Source organism: Kineococcus esterisolvens (assembly GCF_050871405.1).
Taxonomy (GTDB): Bacteria; Actinomycetota; Actinomycetes; order Actinomycetales; family Kineococcaceae; genus Kineococcus.
Genome location: NZ_JBJLRI010000070.1, coordinates 1 through 21,138, shown reverse-complemented (window position 1 = coordinate 21,138; position 21,138 = coordinate 1). Strand labels below are relative to the sequence as shown.

Annotated in this window: 26 protein-coding genes; 10 read left to right on the top strand and 16 right to left on the bottom strand. The window is 70.0% G+C overall.

Annotation, left to right across the window (positions count from 1 at the left end; translation table 11 throughout):
* Positions 1 to 124: 124 nt before the first annotated feature.
* Positions 125 to 367, top strand: coding sequence for a hypothetical protein (locus ACRYR8_RS17540; RefSeq protein ID WP_432485712.1), 243 nt, complete (start codon positions 125 to 127; stop codon positions 365 to 367).
* A gap of 22 nt (positions 368 to 389) precedes the next feature.
* Here the strand turns inward: ACRYR8_RS17540 and ACRYR8_RS17535 are convergent, their stop codons facing one another.
* Positions 390 to 626 carry a hypothetical protein gene (locus tag ACRYR8_RS17535; RefSeq protein WP_432485711.1) on the bottom strand — a complete coding sequence of 79 codons (237 nt, stop codon included), beginning with the start codon at positions 624 to 626 and terminating at the stop codon, positions 390 to 392.
* Positions 627 to 1,044: 418 nt separating this feature from the next.
* Between ACRYR8_RS17535 and ACRYR8_RS17530 the strand changes: the two genes are divergently transcribed.
* Complete coding sequence (locus tag ACRYR8_RS17530) at positions 1,045 to 1,257, top strand: hypothetical protein (RefSeq protein ID WP_432485842.1); 213 nt, start codon at positions 1,045 to 1,047, stop codon at positions 1,255 to 1,257.
* Positions 1,258 to 1,744: 487 nt separating this feature from the next.
* Here the strand turns inward: ACRYR8_RS17530 and ACRYR8_RS17525 are convergent, their stop codons facing one another.
* Together ACRYR8_RS17525 and ACRYR8_RS17520 are read right to left on the bottom strand one after the other, a co-directional pair.
* Entirely contained in the window at positions 1,745 to 2,041 is a 297-nt protein-coding gene (locus ACRYR8_RS17525) for a sigma factor-like helix-turn-helix DNA-binding protein (RefSeq protein ID WP_432485840.1), read from the bottom strand.
* Positions 2,038 to 3,120 carry a replication initiation protein gene (locus ACRYR8_RS17520; RefSeq protein ID WP_432485708.1) on the bottom strand — a complete coding sequence of 361 codons (1,083 nt, stop codon included), beginning with the start codon at positions 3,118 to 3,120 and terminating at the stop codon, positions 2,038 to 2,040. The genes ACRYR8_RS17525 and ACRYR8_RS17520 overlap by 4 nt, the downstream gene beginning before the upstream one ends.
* A gap of 317 nt (positions 3,121 to 3,437) precedes the next feature.
* Here ACRYR8_RS17520 and ACRYR8_RS17515 point away from each other — a divergent pair, with 317 nt between their 5' ends.
* Entirely contained in the window at positions 3,438 to 3,929 is a 492-nt protein-coding gene (locus ACRYR8_RS17515; protein ID WP_432485707.1) for a hypothetical protein, read from the top strand.
* 87 nt (positions 3,930 to 4,016) lie between these two features.
* Here the strand turns inward: ACRYR8_RS17515 and ACRYR8_RS17510 are convergent, their stop codons facing one another.
* Together ACRYR8_RS17510 and ACRYR8_RS17505 are read right to left on the bottom strand one after the other, a co-directional pair.
* Positions 4,017 to 4,493 (bottom strand): DMP19 family protein, encoded by a 477-nt coding sequence (locus tag ACRYR8_RS17510; protein ID WP_432485706.1) that lies wholly within the window; start codon positions 4,491 to 4,493, stop codon positions 4,017 to 4,019.
* Positions 4,494 to 4,598: 105 nt separating this feature from the next.
* Complete coding sequence (locus ACRYR8_RS17505) at positions 4,599 to 5,183, bottom strand: Uma2 family endonuclease (RefSeq protein ID WP_432485705.1); 585 nt, start codon at positions 5,181 to 5,183, stop codon at positions 4,599 to 4,601.
* A gap of 992 nt (positions 5,184 to 6,175) precedes the next feature.
* Between ACRYR8_RS17505 and mobC the strand changes: the two genes are divergently transcribed.
* The 4 genes from mobC to ACRYR8_RS17485 all read left to right on the top strand — a co-directional run bounded on the left by mobC (position 6,176) and on the right by ACRYR8_RS17485 (position 9,875).
* Positions 6,176 to 6,679, top strand: a complete 504-nt coding sequence (gene mobC, locus ACRYR8_RS17500) for a plasmid mobilization relaxosome protein MobC (protein WP_432485837.1) — start codon at positions 6,176 to 6,178, stop codon at positions 6,677 to 6,679.
* Positions 6,676 to 8,001 carry a relaxase/mobilization nuclease domain-containing protein gene (locus ACRYR8_RS17495; protein ID WP_432485703.1) on the top strand — a complete coding sequence of 442 codons (1,326 nt, stop codon included), beginning with the start codon at positions 6,676 to 6,678 and terminating at the stop codon, positions 7,999 to 8,001. Before mobC ends, ACRYR8_RS17495 begins: the two co-directional genes overlap by 4 nt.
* 159 nt (positions 8,002 to 8,160) lie before the next feature.
* Positions 8,161 to 8,895 carry a DUF6218 family protein gene (locus ACRYR8_RS17490; RefSeq protein ID WP_432485702.1) on the top strand — a complete coding sequence of 245 codons (735 nt, stop codon included), beginning with the start codon at positions 8,161 to 8,163 and terminating at the stop codon, positions 8,893 to 8,895.
* Between the two features lie 29 nt (positions 8,896 to 8,924).
* The gene (locus tag ACRYR8_RS17485) at positions 8,925 to 9,875 is read left to right on the top strand and encodes an exonuclease domain-containing protein (protein ID WP_432485701.1); all 951 of its coding nucleotides are present in this window, start codon (positions 8,925 to 8,927) and stop codon (positions 9,873 to 9,875) included.
* A 100-nt stretch (positions 9,876 to 9,975) separates the two neighbouring features.
* Here the strand turns inward: ACRYR8_RS17485 and ACRYR8_RS17480 are convergent, their stop codons facing one another.
* From ACRYR8_RS17480 to ACRYR8_RS17470, 3 genes are all read right to left on the bottom strand, one after another.
* A complete protein-coding gene (locus ACRYR8_RS17480; RefSeq protein ID WP_432485700.1) occupies positions 9,976 to 10,893 on the bottom strand; it encodes a PIN domain-containing protein in 918 nt (305 codons plus the stop codon).
* Between the two features lie 6 nt (positions 10,894 to 10,899).
* Positions 10,900 to 11,886 carry a ParA family protein gene (locus tag ACRYR8_RS17475; RefSeq protein WP_432485699.1) on the bottom strand — a complete coding sequence of 329 codons (987 nt, stop codon included), beginning with the start codon at positions 11,884 to 11,886 and terminating at the stop codon, positions 10,900 to 10,902.
* A 134-nt stretch (positions 11,887 to 12,020) separates the two neighbouring features.
* Positions 12,021 to 12,566, bottom strand: coding sequence for a recombinase family protein (locus ACRYR8_RS17470; RefSeq protein WP_432485713.1), 546 nt, complete (start codon positions 12,564 to 12,566; stop codon positions 12,021 to 12,023).
* Positions 12,567 to 12,865: 299 nt separating this feature from the next.
* Between ACRYR8_RS17470 and ACRYR8_RS17465 the strand changes: the two genes are divergently transcribed.
* On the top strand, positions 12,866 to 13,267 hold the full coding sequence (locus tag ACRYR8_RS17465) for a hypothetical protein (RefSeq protein WP_432485698.1): 402 nt from the start codon (positions 12,866 to 12,868) through the stop codon (positions 13,265 to 13,267).
* Between the two features lie 118 nt (positions 13,268 to 13,385).
* Here the strand turns inward: ACRYR8_RS17465 and ACRYR8_RS17460 are convergent, their stop codons facing one another.
* On the bottom strand, positions 13,386 to 14,600 hold the full coding sequence (locus ACRYR8_RS17460) for a hypothetical protein (RefSeq protein ID WP_432485833.1): 1,215 nt from the start codon (positions 14,598 to 14,600) through the stop codon (positions 13,386 to 13,388).
* 142 nt (positions 14,601 to 14,742) lie between these two features.
* The gene (locus ACRYR8_RS17455) at positions 14,743 to 14,946 is read right to left on the bottom strand and encodes a hypothetical protein (protein WP_432485696.1); all 204 of its coding nucleotides are present in this window, start codon (positions 14,944 to 14,946) and stop codon (positions 14,743 to 14,745) included.
* A gap of 616 nt (positions 14,947 to 15,562) precedes the next feature.
* Between ACRYR8_RS17455 and ACRYR8_RS17450 the strand changes: the two genes are divergently transcribed.
* On the top strand, positions 15,563 to 16,237 hold the full coding sequence (locus tag ACRYR8_RS17450) for a DUF6226 family protein (protein WP_432485695.1): 675 nt from the start codon (positions 15,563 to 15,565) through the stop codon (positions 16,235 to 16,237).
* 394 nt (positions 16,238 to 16,631) lie between these two features.
* Here ACRYR8_RS17450 and ACRYR8_RS17445 read toward each other — a convergent pair whose 3' ends face one another.
* The 4 genes from ACRYR8_RS17445 to ACRYR8_RS17430 all read right to left on the bottom strand — a co-directional run bounded on the left by ACRYR8_RS17445 (position 16,632) and on the right by ACRYR8_RS17430 (position 19,104).
* Positions 16,632 to 17,024: a hypothetical protein gene (locus ACRYR8_RS17445; RefSeq protein WP_432485694.1), complete on the bottom strand. Its 393-nt coding sequence runs from the start codon at positions 17,022 to 17,024 to the stop codon at positions 16,632 to 16,634.
* Complete coding sequence (locus ACRYR8_RS17440; RefSeq protein ID WP_432485693.1) at positions 17,024 to 17,800, bottom strand: ParA family protein; 777 nt, start codon at positions 17,798 to 17,800, stop codon at positions 17,024 to 17,026. Before ACRYR8_RS17440 ends, ACRYR8_RS17445 begins: the two co-directional genes overlap by 1 nt.
* 84 nt (positions 17,801 to 17,884) lie before the next feature.
* Entirely contained in the window at positions 17,885 to 18,187 is a 303-nt protein-coding gene (locus tag ACRYR8_RS17435) for a helix-turn-helix domain-containing protein (RefSeq protein ID WP_432485692.1), read from the bottom strand.
* Positions 18,184 to 19,104, bottom strand: coding sequence for a replication initiation protein (locus ACRYR8_RS17430; RefSeq protein ID WP_432485691.1), 921 nt, complete (start codon positions 19,102 to 19,104; stop codon positions 18,184 to 18,186). The genes ACRYR8_RS17435 and ACRYR8_RS17430 overlap by 4 nt, the downstream gene beginning before the upstream one ends.
* Positions 19,105 to 19,534: 430 nt before the next feature.
* Between ACRYR8_RS17430 and ACRYR8_RS17425 the strand changes: the two genes are divergently transcribed.
* Positions 19,535 to 19,756, top strand: a complete 222-nt coding sequence (locus tag ACRYR8_RS17425) for a hypothetical protein (protein WP_432485690.1) — start codon at positions 19,535 to 19,537, stop codon at positions 19,754 to 19,756.
* Between the two features lie 52 nt (positions 19,757 to 19,808).
* Here the strand turns inward: ACRYR8_RS17425 and ACRYR8_RS17420 are convergent, their stop codons facing one another.
* Positions 19,809 to 20,231, bottom strand: a complete 423-nt coding sequence (locus ACRYR8_RS17420) for a hypothetical protein (protein ID WP_432485689.1) — start codon at positions 20,229 to 20,231, stop codon at positions 19,809 to 19,811.
* Positions 20,232 to 20,353: 122 nt separating this feature from the next.
* The coding region (locus ACRYR8_RS17415; protein ID WP_432485829.1) for a hypothetical protein at positions 20,354 to 21,138 on the bottom strand (785 nt) is incomplete at its 5' end.

The window sequence follows — 21,138 nt, the reverse complement described above, 5'->3', positions numbered from 1 at the left end:
GGGGCGGCTGGTCTTCCCCACCAGCCGCCCCGGCCGGTGCGTGCCGCGCTGTGGCAGCGGCCACCGACACCGCGCGTGCGACGTCCCATGTGCTGGTGTCGGTGCCAGCCGCCACGGTGGGGGAGTGGAGGCCCCGGACCCGACCAACCCGCGCCACCAGCACCTGCACGGCGAGCACGACGTGCGCCGGGCGCGGGTTGAGCTGGACCGGATGTTCAACGCCCAGCCGCTGATGGCCGCGTGCGTGCTGTGCGGGCACCGAGCCGACCTGACGGCCACCCTGCGTCGCCACGCCCCGAACGGCCGGTCCACAGCACAGGCCGCCGGCGTCGGTGGTGCTAACGCCCTGGCCCGCCGCGTCAGCTGACCTGGCGCGCTGAGGCGCCAGTTCAGGACCGCCCGCGCACGTCCTCCAGGAACTCCAGCAGCACCCGCGGTGGCACGTACCCGACGGGGCGCCCGTCCACGGGGGAGCGATCCAGCGGCGCGACGGTGACACCGTGCATCCCCAGGTCCACGGCCATGTCCTCGGGGAGGGGTTCATCACCGCGCAGGCGCAGCGCCCGGCGGCGGGTGGCCTGGTCTGCCTCGGCCCACCAGGAGGCCACGGCGGTGCGCTGGTTCACGTCCACCACTGTGCGCCAACAGGCTGTTGACGTCGGACGAGAAACCTCGGCGCAGGGGGTTTGCCGCGCGTCAGGCACGACACGCCGAGGTGGCACAGAGTAGTTTTCAACTACTCTGAGTTGATCTTCCTCAGGCCGCCCATGCCTTCCCGCCGCAACGGTGCAGGTCAGGAACTCGGGCGGAGTGGTTGTCCACCGCATCCACAGCCTGGGGAAATCACACGCGTGTGACACACCATGTTGTGGTGCCTTGCGATGTCGCCCCCTAGGGGTAGTGTCTGATCTACCCAGGACCTAACCCTGGGCATGACGAAGCCGCGAACGCTCTGGCTCCTGGAGCGGTAACTCCTGGAACTCCGCCATCGCTCGCGGCCTAGTCACTGCGAATCCAGAACGATCGAGAGGCTAACTGGACCCCATGGAACGTTCCGTGTCACGAACCTACGCCATGACCGCCAGAACCGCCAAGGGCGCGCTCGGCGTGTTGCTCATTCTCCTAGTGCCGCTGCTGATTTGGCACCACCCGCTGGCTGACCCGGCCCTCATGCTGCTCCCGGCGGGGGTCGGGCTGCACCTGCTCGGTGTGCCGCTGCCGACGTGGCGGCAGACGGACCCGCCCGCGCCTGCCTGACGCGCACCCTGGGGTTCCCGACGCCCCGGGACGTCGGGAACCCCAGCACCTCATCAGAACCTGTTGGTGGGGGTTCCTGCTCCTCAGCGGCCCGCCACGCCGCGGCTAGCTCGTGTGGCAGCGGAAGCCACCCGCCGTGGCGCACCAGCACCACCGCCAGCGGCCCGGCCTTCTACGAACTCGACGGCGGGGGAGCGGCCACCGTCGCCAGACCGGGTTCCGGGCGGCGCCAGTGCTCCCAAGCGTCGGTTAAGTTCGGCGTCCACAACGCCCTGGTATGAGTCCAACTTCAAGAAGGTGGCCACCAAGCCGGGCACCACCCGGACGTGGTGCAGGACCTAGAGGGCCGGGTGCGCTTGGCGCTGAGGCGACTGCGGGCCGAGGTCGACAACGGCGGGCTGCCCCTGCTGATCGAGCAGGCCCATGCTGAGGCACAGCAGCTGACCGGCCGACGCAACCGTGGGCTGCCTAGCCGGGACTGAGCGCTCTACGAGGCGGCCGGCTCCTGGGTGTGCTCGTCTTCCCGGGAGCCGGCCAGCTTCTTGGCTTCGTGCAGCAGACGGCCGACGGTGCCGATGGGCACGTCCATCTCCATGGCGATCTCGCGGTGCTTCAGGCCCTGGGCGCGCAGCTCCACGGCCCGGTCACGGCGGGCCTTGGCGCGGGCCAGGAAGTCCTCACGCGGCTCGGCCACGATCCGGCGGATGGTGCGCGGGTGCACGCCAAACTTCTCGGCGGCCTCACGGGCGGTCAGCTTCCGCCGCTGTGGAGTCTCAGCGCTCACAGGACCTCCCCAAGGATCGCCGCCCGGTCCACCTTCCTCGCCAAGGATGCCTTAGCAGCGTTGCGGCGGCGTGCCTCTAGCTGCGCCGGGGTGCTGGCCTGGCCGCCGCGCCGGCGGCCGTCCTGCACGGCCGGCTCACTGAGGCGGTTGGTGGTGGCCGCTCCCTTGGCGCGGGCCTGGGCGGCGCTGGGCTGGGCGGCGCGCTTGTGCCCGCGGGCGCTCTGGATGCGCACCAGGCCCTCGCGCGAGAAGTTGCGCCAGACCCAGCGGGCCACGGACTGCGCGGTGTGCCCGACCTCGGGCTGCGGCAGGGGCACGGCGAACTCGGTGTTGATGTTGATCGCCACCGCGGTGACGGTCTGCTCCCACTCCTGACGGTCGTCGTAGCGGTAGCGCGCCCGGTACGCCCAGGTGCGCAGCGCCTCGAAGAGGTGGTGGTTGCGGCCCAGGCCGCTCTGCTCGCGGGCGTGCTTGGGCAAGGAGCGCGGCAGCAGGGTGCCCAGGCCCTCGGCGAGCTCGCCGAGCTCGTAGGGGCGCGCTCGGCCCCAGTAGGGGTGCCAGCTTTCGTGGGTGGGGTTCTTCGTCAGCAGCCCGGCGTAGCCGGCGTCGCCGTCCAGGGCCCGGCGAAGGCCTTCTTGCACGCGGGCGGCCAGGGCCAGGGGGGCGGTGCGGGCAGCGTCGGTGCGGCACACGGGAGAGGAGAGCACCCAGCCGACGTGCCCGCGGCCGCTGACGCCCTCGGCGACCCAGGACGGCTCGGGGTGCTCCAGGGGGCGGCTGATGGCCCGCAGCAGGGTGTCGGGGTGGTCGACGTCGACGACGAGCATGGACAGCAGCGCCTTGGGGGAGTGCTCCAGGTAGCGGCGGGCCAGGGCATCAGGACGGCTTTGGCGCCAGCAGCCACGGGTGAGGTCGTCGGTGGCCAGGGGACGTCGCGGGGACCACGCAGCGGTCCACCCCTGCGCATCCAGGCGCGCGTCCAGCCCCGTGCCCAGTGGCGCGTCCAGCTGCGCGCCGGCAGGCGCGCTGAGCTGGTCGCTGGGCTGCGCGCGAGGAGCAGCGCTGGCCTTGCCTGGCATGGCGGCAACCGTGGCAGCAAGATCCCTCGGCACTGTCCGGACACGCCGACCGCACGCCAATTTTCTTCGGGTGGGGCGACCAGGAGTCGGTAGCCAAATCAGGTAGTTCCGCTCCGGCCGGTTTCCGGGCCCCCTCACGGCCCCTCCTGCGCACCCAGCCACACACAGGCGAGTCCCCCGCAAGCTGCTTGTCCGCGCGCACTGGCGTGCCCTCCTGCCGACCACGCTGCTATTCAGCCCCACCAGCTCCTCCACCTCGCCCACACCAGGCTCAGCCGGGTCGAGCCAGGTGGCGCTCCGGAGAGCACCCTGGGCAGGTGAGCGAGTCTCCCTGCCCCTCCTGCCCTGCGGACCGGCACGACGCCGCGGCACCGGGGCCGTACCGGTCCTGGCTGCGGGTGGAGGTGAACACCGTGCCGCTGCCGAGTCAGAGCTCGCCGCGCCCGGGCCCGGTCACCGACGCGACCGACGAGCGGCTGGCCGTCTTGCGCCGGCGGGTGGTCGAGCCGGTGGTGCGCAGCCTGCTGGCACCGCAAGAGCTGGAAGCGCTCAGCGTGCACTGGGGCGTGGACGGCGAGGTCGGTGACGTGTGGGTGCGCATCGACGTGCCGGGGCAGCGCTACGAGCAGTGGCTGCCCTCGCCGTGGCACGAGAGCGACCCGGCGGGCGCGTGTGAGGCTGCGCAGGCTCCGCCGACGGAAGCGGAGGTCGCCGCGCAGCTGGCGCACCAGCTGGAGGACTGGGTGTGCGAGACGCCCCTCGCCTGGGGTCAGCAGCGCACCGCCCGCTACGAGCTGCCCGCGGACTGAGCTGCTCAGCCGTGGGGCGCGGTGGCTGGCGGTGCGTCGCTGGCGGTGCGCGCCGGCGGGACTGCGCACTGCAGTGCCGGGTGATGCTCAGGGCAGGGGCGCGAAGGTGTGCGGGGCCTCGTTGATCAGTGAGCGTGCGGCGCGGGCCAGGGCTGCGTCGTCGATGGTGTAGGTGGCGTCGATGCGCGCCTCGGCCTCGTCCCAGCGGGCCGCGGCCTGCTGCTCGGGCAAGACGGTCAGCTCGGCGACCAGCTGCTGGTGCTCACGCTGAGCCTGCTCGATGAGGGCGGCGGTGATGGGCAGGGCCAGGGCGCGGTAGGCCTGCAGCACCCAGGGCAGGGGGTAGTTCAGCTCGTCGTCGTAGGCATCCAGGGTGCCGAGCAGGCCGGCGTTCATGACCATGCCGTGGAAGGTGAGCACCAGGTGCAGCGCGGCGTCGCCGTCGTAGTCGGGTGCAGTGGTCAGCTGCGGCTGGCAGGCGCGGTTCCAGATGGCCTCGAAGCGCTCATCGCTGACCGGACTGCCAAAGACGCTGCCCATGCTGCTGCCCACGGGATCGCTCACGTCTTCGACCGTAGCCGGGCCCGGCCGTGACCGGCCGGTCACTGGCGCCCGGTGTGTGGGAGTGCGGGGCGCGGCGGGGGTCCTGCTGGTGGTGCTGGTGGTGGGTCAGGAGCGGCCGCGGCCGAGCAGGTCGTTGGGCACGACGGTGAAGGCGGGGTGCACCTCGCTGGCGGGGATGTCCAAGGGTGTCTCGCCCACGGCGGTGCCGGCGGTGCGCCAGGTGGCGCCGTTGTTGACCAGCCACTCCAGGTGCACTTGCTGCTCGGCGGTCAGGTACGCCTCAAGCAGCACCGGCAGGTGGGCCTTGAGGTACTCGGAGCGCTTCTCGTTCATCTCCGCCAGGGTGTTGCCCGGTGACCACACCTCCACCGCGGCGCGGGGCAGCTCGGTGCACACCGAGTCCGCGTTCAGGGCCGGGCCGTTGACCAGGACGTCGGGGATGCGCCCGGTCAGGACGGTGCCGTCGGGGGCCAGGGTGATCGCCCAGTTGCCGGGGGCGGCGGCGTAGGTGTCGGGCCACTGGTCTTCGAACTCCAGCGCCAGGCGCTGGGCGATGCGGTGGTGGGGGTTGCCGCCGACCTTCTTGACCACGAGCTCCCCGTCGACGACTTCGATGCGTTCGCCCACGCCGGCTGTCGCGGAGGTCCAGGTGTCCACCGGGACCCCTAGACGCGCAGCGCTCAGGCTCATGTGCGCCAGCGTAGCTAGGGCCTGGCGTGCCCGGTCGGGTCCGGAAAGGCGCCCGTGCCGATCGGCGCAGTGCAGGGTCCTGGCGGTGCTCATCTGCTGGGTCGCGCCTGCAGCGCTGGCGCGCTGCACCGGGGCAGCCCTGCGGGCTGCGCCGTCGCGCTGGGCGCGACGGGAAGCGGTGCGTCTTAATCCAGCGGAGCGGCGTTCGGGCAGCCTGGTCGCATGGCGGTGCGCCACCGGCTGCGGCGGCTGCGGCGACTGCGGCGACCACAGCGGCCGCGGCGTGGCTTCGGTGGTAGCCGGTTGCGTGTCGGCCGGCCGCTGGGGCGCCGTCGCGCTGGGCGCGACGAGCGCCCTGACGCGCCCGGCCACCACCTCAGGGCAGCACCCTGGTGGGTGCGCGTGCGGCGCCCCGGCGCCGCACGACCTGCAGCCCTGCGGGCTGCCCCGGCGCGCAGGGCGCGCCGGAAGAACCCGCGCCGGTAGACTCAGGTGTTCGGGATGCGAGGTATGACTAGCGTTACGCTGGCGCTTCACGGCTAGCCACCTCGCTGCCCGCTCGCTTCGCTCGCTGGCAGGGCTCGCCCTGGGGGGCGAGCCGGTGTGCTGGCTCACTTCGTTCGCGCAGCACGCCCGGCGCTGGGGGCGCCGGGCGAAGGGCAGGGCCGGCGCCAGGGGCGCCGGGAAACGGCACCGCGCGGTGCAGCGCTTGGGGCGCTGCACCACACACTCACCGGCAGAAAAAGGAGGTTCCGATGACAGCGGAGCGCACGCGCACGGTGGCGGTGCGGTTGAGCCCGGAGGAGCACGCGGCGTGGGAGGAGGCGGCGGCTGCAGCGGGGCGGGGTCGGTTGGGGTCGTGGGTGCGCGATGAGGTGAACGCGCGGCTGGATCAGGGTGTGGATGCGGGTGCGGTGCGCGCTCGGGGTGGGCGCGCGAAGAGCACGCGAGGTGACACGCCGGGTGACGCGGCGGGTGGTGCGGGTGTGGGCGTGGACATGGAGCTGGCGGAGGTGCTGGCGCGTTCGTCGGTGCTGCGCGGTGAGCTCTCGCGGGTGGCGAACAACTTGAACCAGGCGGTGCACGCGGTGCACGTGCACGGGGTGCAGTCGGGGGTGCTGGCGCAGCTGCGGGCGGCGGTGGTGGAGGTGCGCGCGGTGATGACGCTGGTGCAGCAGCGGGTGGCGGGAGCAGGTGCCTCGGCTGCTGCTTCGAGGGCTGGTGCCGGCACGTCGGCGACGGCGAAGGCGGCGGCGAAGACGGCGTCGAGGGGGGCTGCGGTGGCCGCGGCGGCGAAGGGAAAACGGGCGCCGCGGCGGGTGGCGCCGACGACGTCGAGTGCGCCGTTCGGGACGCCGTTGAGCGCACCGTCCGGTGCACCCTCGAGCGCGCCCTCACATGCGCCGGGGCCGGGGGATCGGCCCGTGCAGCGCCCGGGGCAGCAGCCGGTGAACCCGTGGATCACCGACGGTGGTGCGGGTGGTGGTGCGCGGTGATCGCGAAGATCACTCGGGGGGAGCGGGCCGGGGATCTGGCCGCGTACCTGCACGGGCCGGGCACGAAGGAGGAGCACGTGTACGCCGGGCGCTCCGGTGGTGCGGTCATCGGCGGCAACGTGTGCCTGGACGGCAGCCGGGACGGCACCACGTGGGCGTGGATCCTCACCGACGCGGCGCGCACGAGGCCGGAGATCACCCGTCCGATCTGGCACGCCTCGCTGCGCTGCGCACCGGGGGACCGGGTGCTTTCGGATGAGGAGTGGGCGGAGGCGGCGGCGGTGTTCGCCGAGGCGATGGGCTTCGTGGACGCCATCGGCTCGGACGTGCCGTGGGAGCAGCGTGCGACGCAGCCGTGGGTGGTGGTGCGCCACGGCGCCGACCACGTGCACGTCGCGGTCTCGCGGGTGGGCTTCGACGGGCGGGTCTGGCACGCGCGGCAGGACTACCGGGCGGCGCAGGCGGCGTGCACGCAGCTGGAGCAGCTGTACGGGCTCACCGTCGCACCGAGGGTGTCGAGCAAGGACACGCAGCGCACCGCCGATCACCAGCTCAGTGCCGGGGAGTGGCGGCGCGGGCAGCGCACCGGGGCCGCTCCGGAGCGGGTGCAGCTGGCCGAGCGGGTGCGCGCCGCCGTGGACGCCGCAGCAGGTGCAGGCCGGGAGGGGTTCGAGGCCGCACTCGACCGCGCGGGTGTCGGCTACCGGGCCAATACCGCCGCGAACGGGCGGGTCAGCGGGTACTCCTTCACCCTGCCCGGGCACGTCGACGCGCAAGGGGAGGCGGTGTGGTTCCGCGCCTCGCAGCTGGACCGGGCCCTGTCGTGGAGCAAGGTCGCGCCGGTGCTCGAGACGCCGGTGGCGGCGCCGCAGGTGCAGGTGCCCAAGCGGGCGCTGGAGTCCCGCGCCCGGCACGAGCGGCGGGTGGAGCAGGCGCAGGCCGACGCGGTCGCGCAGCAGCAGACGCAGCGGCTGGATGCGCTGCCGCGGGTGGTCGCCGCCCGCGTGCAGGGCGACAACGCGTGGTGGGCGCACCGCCGGCGCGGTGGGGAGCAGGCCGGTGTAGCGATCACCGCGCGGGCGCGTGAGGAGGCGCACCTGGAGCAGGTCCGCCGGCTGCATGAGGCCTCCTTCGGGCCCGCGCCCGGTCAGGGCCGCACGTCGGGCCGTGCGCGTACCGGGTCCGCGGAGCAGAGCACGCAGGCAGCGACACGGGCGGTCACGGCAGCCGCGCGAGCGGTGCAGGCCGCGCAGGCAAGACCGAACCGCACGGGCGGCGACCGCTCTGGTGGTGCCGGACGCGATGACAGCCGCGGTCGCTGAGCCGTACTCCACGACAAGGTGGCCTGACGGGTAGCCGCGCAGTCGCGCAGTGCGTCATGGGGCAGGCGTTGTTGACGTGCGGAGGCTATGGGGGGAGCGGTTGACCGTCACTTCGACGGTTCACCCTGTGTCGCCAGCGACGCTGGTTACGGTGACAACGTGACTTCGCCCGTGAGTGTCGATGAGCAAGTGGTGGCCGACGATGCAGCAGACGGCCTGCCTGCTAGCGACCTGGTCGCGGGCGCTAAGGGCTACGTGGTCTTCGGGCATCCAGCACCTGGAGCTCCTGGTCCTGTCGCCATCTGGCAGTTGTCAGCCACCGGCTACCGCGGTGGTGCCTGGGTCTTCGACCTCGACGACGTGACGGCTGCATTCGCCGCGCAGATGCTCAGCGTCGCCGAGCGTCGCGTCGTGGCCGGTGTCGGCGAGATGGGTGAGGACGCGGCGCTGTTGCAAGCCCTTGCCTCCCGCGCTGGTGTTGCTCTACCGGACGTCTACTGGAACCAGCGACTGGACCTGAGTACCGCCACAGGCGAAGTCAGCCAGGAGCGGGCTCACCTGGAGCAGGCGATCACCGACTACCGGGCTACGACGAAGAAGGCCGCGGCGCCCTTGAGCTACAAGCGCGAAGTGCCCCAGGCGACCTCCACAGCGCTGCAGGATCTGCTCGAGGCCCACAAGCGCCGTCCGCCCGCGACGGAGGCGGCTGCAGCAGCCGAAGCGTTGGGCAAGGCCTACCTCCTGCAGTCGCTGGTGGAGCTGTGGAGTGACACTGAAGCCGCCCGAGTGCGCCGGAAGTACCTGCACGAGCCCCAGGGCAAGGTGCCGCGCCCGCTGCCGCCGTCGTGGATGGCCCGTCATCGGGACGTCTACGCCGCCGTGCTGGACCTCTGACCGCCCCGCACCTGCACAAGGAGTTCGGCATGGACTTCACCGCCCTCGATGTGGAGACCGCCAACCACCGCCGCGGCTCCATCTGCGCCGTTGGTCTGGCCGTCGTACGCGACGGCCAAGTGACAGAGCGGCACTCGTGGCTGTGTCGACCACCGAGCGGCCTGGACTTCTTCGACGGCTTCAACATCTACTTGCACGGCATCAGACCCGACGACGTCGCCGACCAACCCACCTTCCATGAGCGGCTGGCGGATGCCATCGACGTCATCGGTGACCTTCCCGTGGTCGCTCACAACGCCGGCTTCGACATCGGCGCTGTACGGGAAGCCTGTGACGTCGAGGAGCGGCGCTGGCCGAGCTGGACGTACGGATGCTCGCTGGTGATGTCCCGCGCCAGCTTGGACCTGATCAGCTACCGGCTTCCTCTTGTCGCCGCTGAGCTGGGCATCGACCTGACCGATCACCACGAGGCCGGAGCCGATGCTGCCGCCGCCGCGCAGATCACCCTCGCCCTTGGCGCCCGCAACCAAGCCAGTGACCTACACGACCTGGCGCGTCGTCTCGTGGTGGGCCTGGGGCGCTTGGACGCGGACGCCTGGCAGGGCTGCCGCAGCCAAGCTAGCGGTGCCGGGGGCGCTGCGATGGTGCCTCCCGAGGCCAACCCTGACGCTGACCCCGGCCACCCTCTCTACGGGCAGGTCGTCGTCTTCACCGGTGCCCTCAGCCGCTCACGGGCGCAGATGTGGCAGGCAGTGGCAGCCCTGGGCGCCACACCGGACAAGGGGGTCACCAAGCGCACCACCTTCCTCGTCATCGGCGACGGGTTCACCGGCGACGACCCGCAGGACTTCACTACCGCCAAGGCCGGCAAGGCGGCCAAGGCCCGTGCCGCTGGTCAGCGCATCGAAGTCCTGACCGAGGCTGACCTGCTCACCCTCCTCGCCGACAGCACTACCAGCGGTCAGCGATCTTCTGCCTGAGGTGAGGCTTCCAACGTTGGCGAGCAGTGACCCAGTGGAATACCTGTGAGTTGAATGAAGCTGAGCGCAAGGCGAGTGAACTCAATTCTTCAATTGAGCTTCACGTGGAGCGCACGCTTCGAAGTTCGACCTTTTCCAAAGCGCCGGCTTCAAAGACAAACCATGCATCTACAGAGATAGCGACTTCTAATTGATCTTCAAATCCTTCTAGGGAAACAGTCCAAACTGTAGTACCAGAAGCTAGAAGTGTCTCCTCGACTTGGTAGGAGCGATGGGTTTTTACGGATTTGAGCTTTATTAGAGTATTTGCTCCTGAGGCACTACCGCCATGGGCTTCAAGTAGATTGTCGACCCAAGGTCCAGAAAATAGTTCAAAGAAGACTTGACCCCGATGCTCTTCGTTGAGTGCATCATCTCGAGAGATTGTGTAGTTAGCTTGATCAGCTAGCCGCGCTAGCAGGGTCTCTGTAGTGCTTGAGTACTCTAGGTCAACTCCTTGCTGACGCGCTTCAGTGGCGAGGTCATCATGCAGCAGATCTTTAAGACCTTGAAAGTCGTTGGTGTTCGAAGAAACAAAATGGTGGGTGCCTTTTGAATCTTTCGCGTGGCGCAGTACGGTCAGCCAAATTAGCGAGTCTCGCGCACCTTTACCCTTACTTGCGGGGCGGACTCTCCTAGCTTCACGTCGAAGAGCTTCAAGTGCATGATCGGGTGCATCGGGGATGACCTCAAAGGTATGTCTAAGAGTTTCCTCCCAGTTGGTTGCCACTTCCTCTGGCTCAGGGAGGTAGACGGGATCCACATCAAAAAAACTTGATGCTTCAGAAACGGCCTTTCGCAGTTTCTCAACTTCATTCAGGACACTTTCGTATCGAGCATTTACTGACTCGTGCACTACTATTTCTGGAATGGCAACTACCTGCCTACGCTGCTGCGCAATACGCAAGAGTGCGTCAAGGGCAGCGGACCGAAGTGGGCCTTTGCGCGGCAAAACATTGGTGTCGAGGTATATGGTCATAAGTGTTCACTTAACCTCCGCTAGGCGTTCTGCGATTTCTGTGGCAAGGTCAACAAATAGCTGTCTAGTATCTCTTGCCCTAGTAAACTGAGAACCTCTAGCTTCTGATCCACTCAGTTCAAAAATTGCTTGGTTTGCCCTTTGTGCCATGGGGGCCAAGCTTGAAAGATTGCGCACCTCGCCTATTTTCCCGGTCCTGGAAGGGAGCTTTACGCCAACCGATTGAAGTGGAGATATAACGCCTTCCGAGTAAGCTCCGGGGATTCGATCTATCCAGCGGCGAAAGGCTGCGGCAGGGGCTTCCCTGTATACGGCAAACTGCTGCGATATGTACCCTAGTGGAGAAGGTTCTCCTAAGGGAATTTCAAATCCTAGCTCAAGCCCACGTCTTTCGGATGCGGCTTTTGCTGCTCGCCACTCTTCGACCCAAAGGGCCGTGCTTCTGCCTACACTTGGAAGTGCTGCTAGGGAAAACAGGTCGGGAGCCAGTGGAATGACAAATCCATCTGCCGCAAGTAGAGCAGTTCGATTAAGGGCGCCCACATTTGGGCCAAGATCAATCAAAACATAGTCGGCATTAACGCTTTGACCGCACTGCATGGCTAGTCGGCGGATTGCTGTACTGATTAGGAATCCACGGGCATTTCCTGCTACTGCTTCTGTCCATGCTTGCGGGCTGATTTCTTCAAATTCGCTCAAACGGATGTGGCCTGGAAGCAACCAGGCGGTCTCGCGCAATTGAACCAAGGAGACATCTTTAAAGTCGCCGGTTCCAACTATCAAGGGGCGCAGTGCTTCGTAAACAGTCCCGCCACCAGAAAATGTTTCTTCTAGTTCTCTTTCAGGCAACGCAACGCTAGTCAAGTTAGCTTGAGCGTCAAGATCTAAAAATACTACTTTTCTCCCCTGGCTAGCAAGTGCAAGACCGACATTGAAAACAAGGGTTGTTTTTCCGACTCCACCTTTATGGTTGAAGAAGGCCAATGTGTCCACTGTCTAATCCTCCCGACATGCAAAAAATATACTATTCTTGGCAAAATGCAACTGGTGCTGCCATCAAGCGGGCGGGACTAGCCCATGCAGCCTCCCGATCGTTTACAACGGACTGCGCTCAGTCAGGTCATGTCTCAGCATGCACCTAGCGCGCGGTAGAGCGTGGCGCGGGAGACGCCCACGGCTTCGGCGGCCTCGCGCGTAGTGCGCCCAGCGACCAATAGGCTCTGGGCGGCGGCCAACTTTGTGGGGGTCATCAGCGCCGGCCGTCCTCCGCGCCGGCCGCGGGCTGCGGCGGCCTCGAGCCCTGCGGCGGTGCGCTCTCGCAGCAGGTCGCGCTCGAACTCGCCCAACGCGCCGAACAGGTGCAGAACCAGGCGGCCGGTGGCGGTGGTGGTGTCGATGGACTCCGTCAGTGAGCGAAAGCCCACTCCCCTGCTGTCGAGGTCGTCGATGAGCTGCAGCAGGTGGCGCAGGGAGCGGGCCAGACGGTCCAGGCGCCAGACGACCAGGACGTCACCGGGACCCAGGCGGGCCAGGACGTCGTCCAGGGCGGGGCGGGCGGCCAGGGCGCCGGAGGCGGTGTCGGTCCAGACCCGGTAACAACCGGCAGCGCTCAGGGCGTCGTGCTGCAGGGCGGGGTCCTGCGCGGTGGTCGAGACGCGGGCGTAGCCGAGCAGGTGACCGGGGCGTTGACCGGTCTGCGAGCCGGTCGAGCGCGCGGGTGAGGAGGCGGGCGTGTGGGCGGGCACAGCCGGGACCGTCTCAGAAGGCACCGACCGGCCGCTGGTGAGACGCCCGTTTCGGGCACGAGTTGTGAGACGGCGTGTCGCGGCCCTGCGGCCCCTGCCCCGTGCCGTCCCAGAAACGGTCGGCTGTGGGACGCGAGACACCGTTGTGGAGAACCTCCAAGGCCACTGACCGGTGCCCGGCCCCGCACCCGGTCCCGCGCAGAAGTGGCGTGCGCGAGGGTGCATGCATGAGTGATGCCAGGCGACTGATCACCTCCATCGACATCGACGAGGCGGCGGGACCGGAGTTCAACACCGACCGCCGCTCGTCCATCTCGGCGCTGCTCGAGCTGGAGCTCACCGACGGGCGGCGGCTGACGCTGCTCGACGACCGGGGCTGGTCCACCAGCGGCCCCAGCGGCATCTGGTCCTACGAGTCGCTGGAGGGTCTGGCGGAGACCGCGCGCACGGTCGTCGGACCCGACGAGCCGCCCGAGGGACGCTCCCGCGAGGAGGAAGCGGCGCTGCACTGGGCCCACCTGGCGGGCATCGCCCGGGCGCAGGGAGTGCCCATCGAGGCGGGCGAGCTGGCGGCGCTGCCGCACGACGTGGACGTCAGCCCCGCGATCCGGGCACGGCTGACCCGCTGAGCTGAGCGATACGCGCACGCGCCGGGCTCCTCACCCACCGGCGGCGTCGAGGTCCACGACCAGCTCGTCGGCGTCGCGCCGGGCCGTGAGGCGAGGACCTGGCGCACAGGGGCGCAGCTCATATGTCCAGGACACCGTCGCGGGCCTGCTCCGCGGGCGGGATCCGGTCAGTGGTCAGGTCCTCCATCAGCCCGATGTCGGCGTACTCGGGATACGCCTTGCGCCCCACCTCGTCGAACAGCTCGACCCGCCGGCGAAGCACCAGACCCGGCCGTGAGGTGTGCCCGAAGGTCCACTCCAGCTGTGTATCGGGCCACCGGCCCACCAGGCGGCCACGCACGAGGTCGCCGCCGTCCAGGCCGTGCGCACCGCCCAGCCCCAGCCGCGAAGCGCTCAAGCTCGCGAACTCGGCCAGCACCCGCTGCAGGTACGAGTCGGTCTCCACCGGCCGCGGCACCCTGGGCCAGCACCCGGCGCTGATGTCGACGTCCTCCAGCGCGGCCAGCGGCACCTCCCGCCCACCGGGTACCCGCCGATCGCGCAGGACGCTCGTCCCGCCGGGCCGGTGCACGCGCCACGGCCAGGACCCGGTGCGCAACGGCGCGTACCCCCGCGTCACATCGAACGCCACGCGCTCTCGCTGCCTCACCGCCTCGGGCGAGGCGGCAGCGTCCACAGGGCCGTCGAGGAGGTCGACCGCGGCCTGCACCACCTCCGGTGCCTGTGCGGGCGCGTCAGCGGCCGAGACCTTCGCCGGTGGCCGCTGCCCCCACGGCAGGCGCAGCCACCGGCTGCTCCAGCGCACCCAGGACTTCTGCGGGAAGCCGGTGGGCTCCGGCGTCCAGGGCGCGCGTTCGACCCGCACCCAGGCCGCCTGGTGCGTGGCGTACACCTCCCCGACCCGGGCGTCGGTCCGCACCGGCGCGCACGTGCCGTCGGACGCCACGTGCAGCAGCTCGTCCCACTCGTAAGGCTTCTCCGGCTCCGGGTCACCGGGCCCGATGCGTTGCGGGGGCTCGGGCGGCCTCGCGCACCACGCCCCGCCGGGTCCGGCAGCGGCCAGCAGCGACGTCTTCGTCCACGTCGCGTGCTGCACACCGTCCGGCCCCACGCGCAGCAAAGGACCGCCCTGCCCGTTCTCCTGCACCCACAGGCCGTCGTCAGCGGCGATCATCCGCCGGAAGGCGCCCAGCTGCTGCGGTGCCGGCTCCTGCCCCCAGGACAGCACCTGCCGCACCCGCCCGTCGTCGGGGTCCACCACGACCGCGACCGGGTGCACCCGGTCCACCACCCACAACCCCGACGACAGCTCGAAGACCCGATCCGCCCGCAACCGCCGCACCCAACGATCATCACCCGGCAGCGACCCGATCGGTAGGTCCCCCACTAAGGGAGGACCGCGCAGTCGCATTGCCTTGAGGGCGCCGTCGCTTCTGAGACGGCTTGCCGCCTGACATCAACGCGGCTGCAGATGCTCACTGCCGCCGGGCGCCCGAGGACTGCTCAGCTCGTCGCTTGTCCCGCAGCGACAGGACGGTGACGGCTCCTAGACCCAGCAGGACCCCGATGGGCAAGCCCGGCATCCAGTCGTGGCCGGTGGCGTACGAGAGGCCGACCGCCACGACCGCCACGACCGTGTAGACCAGCACCTCGCGTGCGTACGAAGCTCGCCGGGTCACGACCCCTCCTCACACCGTGATCATCAAGTCAGGCCACCAGCGCGGGGCGCTGGGCACGCCGGCTGCTGGACCGGCGAATCGACCCTCAGTGCGAGTGGGTCACCTGCGTCTGCCGCGGACCAGCACCAGGGCAACGACCGCCACGATGACCACCAGAAGGATCATGGAGAGGGCGAAGATGTGCCACGGTTGCAGTGCTCCCATCGATCCACCGTAGCCACGGCGCTGAAGTCACCTGCCGTCACGGCGCCGTGAGTAGCCCTCGATGCACGTCATCCCCTGGGCGCCTGCACCTGCCTGGCTCCATCACTGGCCCAGCCCTGTTCGACACCTCGGAACCGGTCGCTCCTGGGACGCCAGCGGGGGCGTTGCGCAGGCCCCGAGAGTCGTCGAGCAGGGGTGCCCCATACGTAGCGCTGCTTGACATCCAGCCGCGATTTTGGGATAATCTCCAGCGCAACCCCGGAGTGGCCCACGGCCGCCGGGGTTTCGTCGTCTCCAGCGCCGGTGAGCACCTGCCGCAGACCGCCTCCCAGAGACCACCTGCCGCAGACCGCCTGCCGCAGACCGCCTCGAGGCGCTGCCCCCGCAGCAGCGGCGCCCTACGGTCACCGGTGTGGACGAAGAGAGCATCCGCACCGCGCTTCAGGCCGCCTTCGCCGTCACCGGCGCCGGCACCCCCGGCTGGCCCGACCCACACCCCGACATCGACCGGGAGATCGATGCGGCCGAGTACTCGCGCTGCCTGGACCCCGGCAAGTACCGCATCCTGGCTGCCCGCACCCAGGCCTGGACCCAAGCCCTGAGCGAGCTGGACCTGGCCGAGGTGGAGGCGATCGAGCCCACCGCGGCCGCCTCGGCCTGGCGCCAGGGCGCGTCCCAGGCCCACTCCCCCGCCCACGCGCCCACCCGCACGCACCGCCTGCGCCCGCACCAGCCCGGCGCGCTGCCGCTGCTGATCGACGTGCACGGCTTCGACGGGCTTAAGGACAACGCCGTCGCCCTGGGTGCCGGCGAGCCCGCCGTGCTGCTGACCCACGTGCCGGTGTGCGGGTGCGATGCCTGCGACGACGGCTCCACCGTCCTGCTCGATCAGCTCGACGACGCCGTCCTGGACGTCATCACCGGCGCCTTCGCGCACGTGGACACCCCGCACGGCGCCGTGCAGGGCGGGCGAGGTGGCTGGCAGGCCGAAGGAAGCGCCGGGAACCTGGACGTCGAGCAGCTGCTCGAGCAAGCCCGTACCGGCAGTTGCCCGCACCCGGCCGTGCACGGCACCCGCTGGTGGTGAGCGCAGCCCCGCACCCCCGTAGCCCTGCAGTCGGCACGAGGCGGCATCCGAGCAGGCCACAGCAGTCAGAAGGCAGCCGTCAGAAGGCAGCGGTCCGAAACAGGCGTCAGAAGCAGCAGGCAGACCGCAGCAGCCGCGGGCCGGGCCCGGTGCGGCGTCCGGTGACCCATCCCCCAGGCCACCAGACGCGACACCGCGATCCCCCCTGAGCCCGTCTCGCCACCGCAGATCCCCCCGGACCACGACGCGAGCCCCCCGGGCCCGGTGATCACATCGTGGCCGCCCGCAGAGCGTTACAGCAGGCGCTGCGGTGATGAAGAAGTCGACGTCGACTGCTGAGGGGAAGTCGGGAAGCTGACATGCATACATGTATGCATGTCAGCTTGCCGACAAGTCAGCCGCTGTGGCGCTCCATGTACTCGTGCAACGCAGCAGCGGTCAGGGCCTGTAGGGATACCTCGTGCTCGGCGGCCCACTGCTTGACCTGCCGACGCAGAGCGGGGTCCATCCGCACGCTGAACATCGGCAGCGAGGCGGCCCGGACAGCACTACTGGGTCCCGCGTCGCCCTGCTCGTTGCTTGCTTGGTTAGAGCTGAGCCGCTCGGCTTCCACCGGTGCCTGTTCCGTCCTCGCCACTGCTGCGAGAACAGGTGTCGTACTGGTGGCCTCGTCGGTGCTGACGGCCTCGGGCGTGGCCGACTCGGCCGGGCGCACAGTGGACGGCGCGATCGGGTGTGGGCCGCTGGGTGCCTTGCGCAGTGCGCCCTTGGGGGCGGGCTTGGGCATCAGGCCTGCACCTCCAGCACACGCAGGTCCAGCACCCGCTGGGCCAAGGCGTCGTAGACCTCGGTGACTGCCTTGGCATCGGCGCCGTAGTCGGCGACCGAGGCGGCCGCTCCCATAGCGGCAGCCACCACTGCACGGGCGGGCACGTACGGCTCCCACACGTCAGCGCCGTACGCCTCGGCGACCTCGGCCACGCGCAGCGCCGACTCGTTGGTGCGGGACTGGTGGTTGATCACGATGCCGGCCAGCTGCAGGCGCCGGTTGTAGTGCTCGGCGACCACGTCACGGGTGCGCAGCACGTTCTCCACCCCGCGCAGGCTGGCCGCGGACGGCTCGGTGACCACCACGACGTGAGTGGCGGCGACGAAGCCGAGCACGACCAGCCGGCCGATGCTGGGGGGGCAGTCGATCAGAACCGCGTCGTAGCCGGCCAGGCCGTCCAGGGCCTTGGCCAGACGGAACTCGCTGCCTGGGCTCAGGTCCGTCTCACGCTCGGCCAAGTCCAAGGTGGAGCCGATGACGTCGATGCCCTCGCCCCACGCGGAGGGCTGGATGGCTTCGGTGGCGATGCCGCGGCTGTCGGCGTAGATGACGTCGTTGACGTTGCGCACGTCGGCCAGCGGGTCCAGACCCAGCCACTGCGTCAGGTCGGCCTGAGGGTCCAGGTCCACACACAGCACCCGCCGCCCCTGCCGCTGCAAGGCAGCGGCGATGCCCACGACGGTGGAGGTCTTACCCACCCCGCCCTTCTGGTTGGTGAAGGCCACAGTCAGCATGCAGGCATGTATACATGCCTGCATGCTGACATGTAAGCAGGCATGCCGAGGAAGAGGGATCGAGCACGAGAACGCTCGGCGTCCTCAGGAGGCGACCTGCTCCTTGGGCTGCTCTGGCGCCGGCTCAGGCATCTCGCCGTAGCGACGTGCGTCGTGCAGCAGCCGACCCACGGTGCCGGTGGAGCAGCCCATCGCCTCGGCGATCTCCACGTAGGAGGCGCCAGAAGTACGTAGCTGCACCGCCTGGGCCCGGCGGGCGGAGGCACGGTCTAGGAAGTCCTGGCGCGGCTCGGCCACCAGCCGGCGCACCGTGCGGGGGGAGACGCCGTACTTCTCGGCCGCCTCGCGTGCGGTCATCTTCCGGCGCCCGGGTTGCTGGGCGCTCACAGCAGGTCCTCTGCCATCTGCGCTGCCGTCACCTTCCGCCGTGCATCCTGAGCCTTGCGGACCGTACGCCGACGAGCTTCCTGCTGCGCCGGCGTGTTGGCCCGTCCACCCTTCTTGCCGCCGTTGCTGCCGCGCTGGGCCTGCACTGCGCGGAAGCCGGCGTCGTCGAAGGAGCGGCGCCAGACCCATCGTGCAACGGACTGCGCGGTCTGGGCGACCTCCTGCGCCGGCAGGGGCACGGCGAACTCAGGGTTGACGTTGGCGGCGAAGGCCGCGACGACCTCCTCCCACTCCAGCCGGTCCTCGTAGCGGCGCCGGGCGCGGTAGGCCCACAGCCGCAGCCGGTTGAAGAGGGTGACGTTGCGCCCGAAGCCGCTGGAGTCCACGGCCCGGCGGGGCAGGGTGCGCGGCATCAGCTCGCCCAGGCCCTTGGCCAGCTCGTCGAGCTCGTACAGGTGCCCGGTGCCCCAGGTGGTCACCCAGTCGGTGTGCACGGGGTTCTTCGTCAGCAGCCCGGCGTAGCCGACGTCGCCGTCCAGGGAGCGGCGAAGGCCCTCTTCGACCTTGGCGGCGTAGCGCATCGGCTCCAGGCGGGCGGCGTCGGTGCGCACCACGGGGGTCTTCAGCACCCAGCCGACGTGCCCGCGCCCGGTCGGGCTCTCCGCGATCCAGGAGGGCATCGGGTGGGTCATCGGCTTGGTCAGGGCCCGCAGGACGGTGTCGTCGTGGTCGACGTCGATGACCAGCATCGACAGCAGCGCCTTGGGGGAGTGCTCCAGGTAGCGCCGCGCCAGGGCGTCGTCGCGGCTCTGGCGCCAGCAGCCCCTCGTCAGGTCGTCGGTGGCCAGCGGCCGGCGCGGGGACCACGTCTCGGTCCACGTCTGCGCGTCCATGCGCACGCTGCTGGCTGCCGGCATGGCGCACACCGTGCCAGCAAGATCGCGTTCATTCGGGTGGGACACGCCGTGATGAGCCCCAGATATTCGCGTAGGCCGATTGGGAAGCCTACTCAGGTAGTTCCGCTCTGCCCGCGCTTGCGCACTGCTAGCCGCTTCGGAGTCCCCGCCTGCCTAGCCACAGACAGGCGAGCTCTCCCGAGGCTTCCTGCTCCCCGCACTGGCGTGCCCCTGTGCCGCCCCCGCGGCTACCCGGCAACACCAGGTTCTCCCCGTCGCCCGGTGGCGCCTCCGCACCGCACCCGGGCGACCCGGCCTCCCCGGCGACGGGCAGCTCACCGCGGCATCCCGGCCCCACCCGGGGCCCCCTGGGTTTACGACTGCTGAGCTCTACCCGGCCGAGGCCGCCTCAGCCGAGGCCGCCCTCCGGCGGCGTGGTCGTCGACATGCCTTGGCGCCCCCTCGGCACGGCGCGCTGGTCATCGTGGACTGCGTCATGGCCGCGGCGTGGCTGCACCTGCTGCCCCTGGCCTACCTCTTCCCCGCCTCCGGGATGCCGCTGTGGGTGCTACTCGTGGTCGCAGCGCTAAGCGTGTGGAGCGTGGTGCACGCCTACCGGCAGGTGCGGCTGCGGACGCGGCACCAGCATCCGCAGCGCCCGGTGCGCTCCTGAGGACACCGCCCGGCCCCCACGCCGTGCAGGAGGTGCCCACGTGCGCTGCGCGCTACGCGCGTCGGTGCGCCGACGGCTCGCGGGGGCCGGTGCCGCTGAGCGCTCCGATCGTGCTGACGTCCACCTGCAGGACGGGGCAGGTCCACACCGCTTGCTCCCCGCGCTCGCGCGCGGCCAGCGGGTGGCGATCGGGGTGGTGCGGGCACGCCGGCCAGGACGCCGACCGCCCGAGCAGCCAGAGCGCTTCGACGGCGAACTCCTGCACCTGATCGGCCAGGGCCGCCACCTGCGTGGCGAAGGGCTGCCCGGTGGCGATCCACACGCCCAGCGCGAAGTGGCCGGGGCTGTGCAGCACGCAGCTGGCGGCGCCGGGGTAGTCCTGCCACTGCTCATCGCTGACGGTCGGTACCACCCCGCTGGGTGCGTGCAGGTCGGCCAGGACCGGTACCAGCGCCGCTTCCAGCTCGGGGTGCACCCGACCAGCATGCCGATCCGACTGCCGCACCGTCTTGCGCGCCGTCTCGGGTGCTGCAGGCGAGCTGCAACCTGCGTCAGGTGCGTGCGTGCCGGCAGCTCACGGTGGCTCCAGCTGCCCGCTCACGCCAGGGCGGAGACGACCGGCTCCAGCAGGCGCTCCAGGGCGTCGGCGTCTTCGCGCAGGGCGGTGCTGAGCAGGACCTGCTGCTCGTCGAGGACCCACCCGGCCGGCTGCTGCAGCGGCAGCAGGCGCAGGTGCAGGGTGAAGGGGCGCACCCGCCGGCCCAGGCGTTGTGCGTAGGCGTTGACGAAGTGGGTCAGGTGCAGCGGGTCGCTGCTGCCGCGCCGGCCGCGGCAGCGTTCGATCTCGTTGTGCTTGATCTCGCGCAGCCAGTGCCGGATGTCGTGGTGGTGCCGCTCGGCGAGGGTGCGCATCGCGGGCAGGTCTTGCAGTCCGTGCCAGTCCGGTGGTGCAGGTGGTGCTGCTTCTCGTAGCTCCTCGGGTGTCGTGGGGGGCTGCGTGAGTGGTACCTGGTGCAGGGCGCGGGCCCACCAGATCGGCCACTCGCGCACGGCCTGGCTGAGGTCCACGTCAGCGCCGACGTCGGCGCCGACGTCGTCTTCGTCGGGCGTGAGGTGGTGACCGCTTCCTGCGGGTGCGGGTACCGCCGGTGCCAGGGCGCCGACGTCCGGCTCGGTGACGACGTAGCGCTGCAGGCCGGCGGCGTCGCGCACGTACAGAGCCATCGCCAGGTGTTGGTCGAGGCCCTCGCGGATCTGCCAGCTCATCGTCGTGGCGAAGCGCACCAGGGCACCGTCTCGCCAGTTCGGCGGTGCGGGCAAGGGGTGCGGCGGTGCCGTTGTCCGGGTGCGGTGGGTGCGCGTGCGGCGCTGGGGCGCCGCAC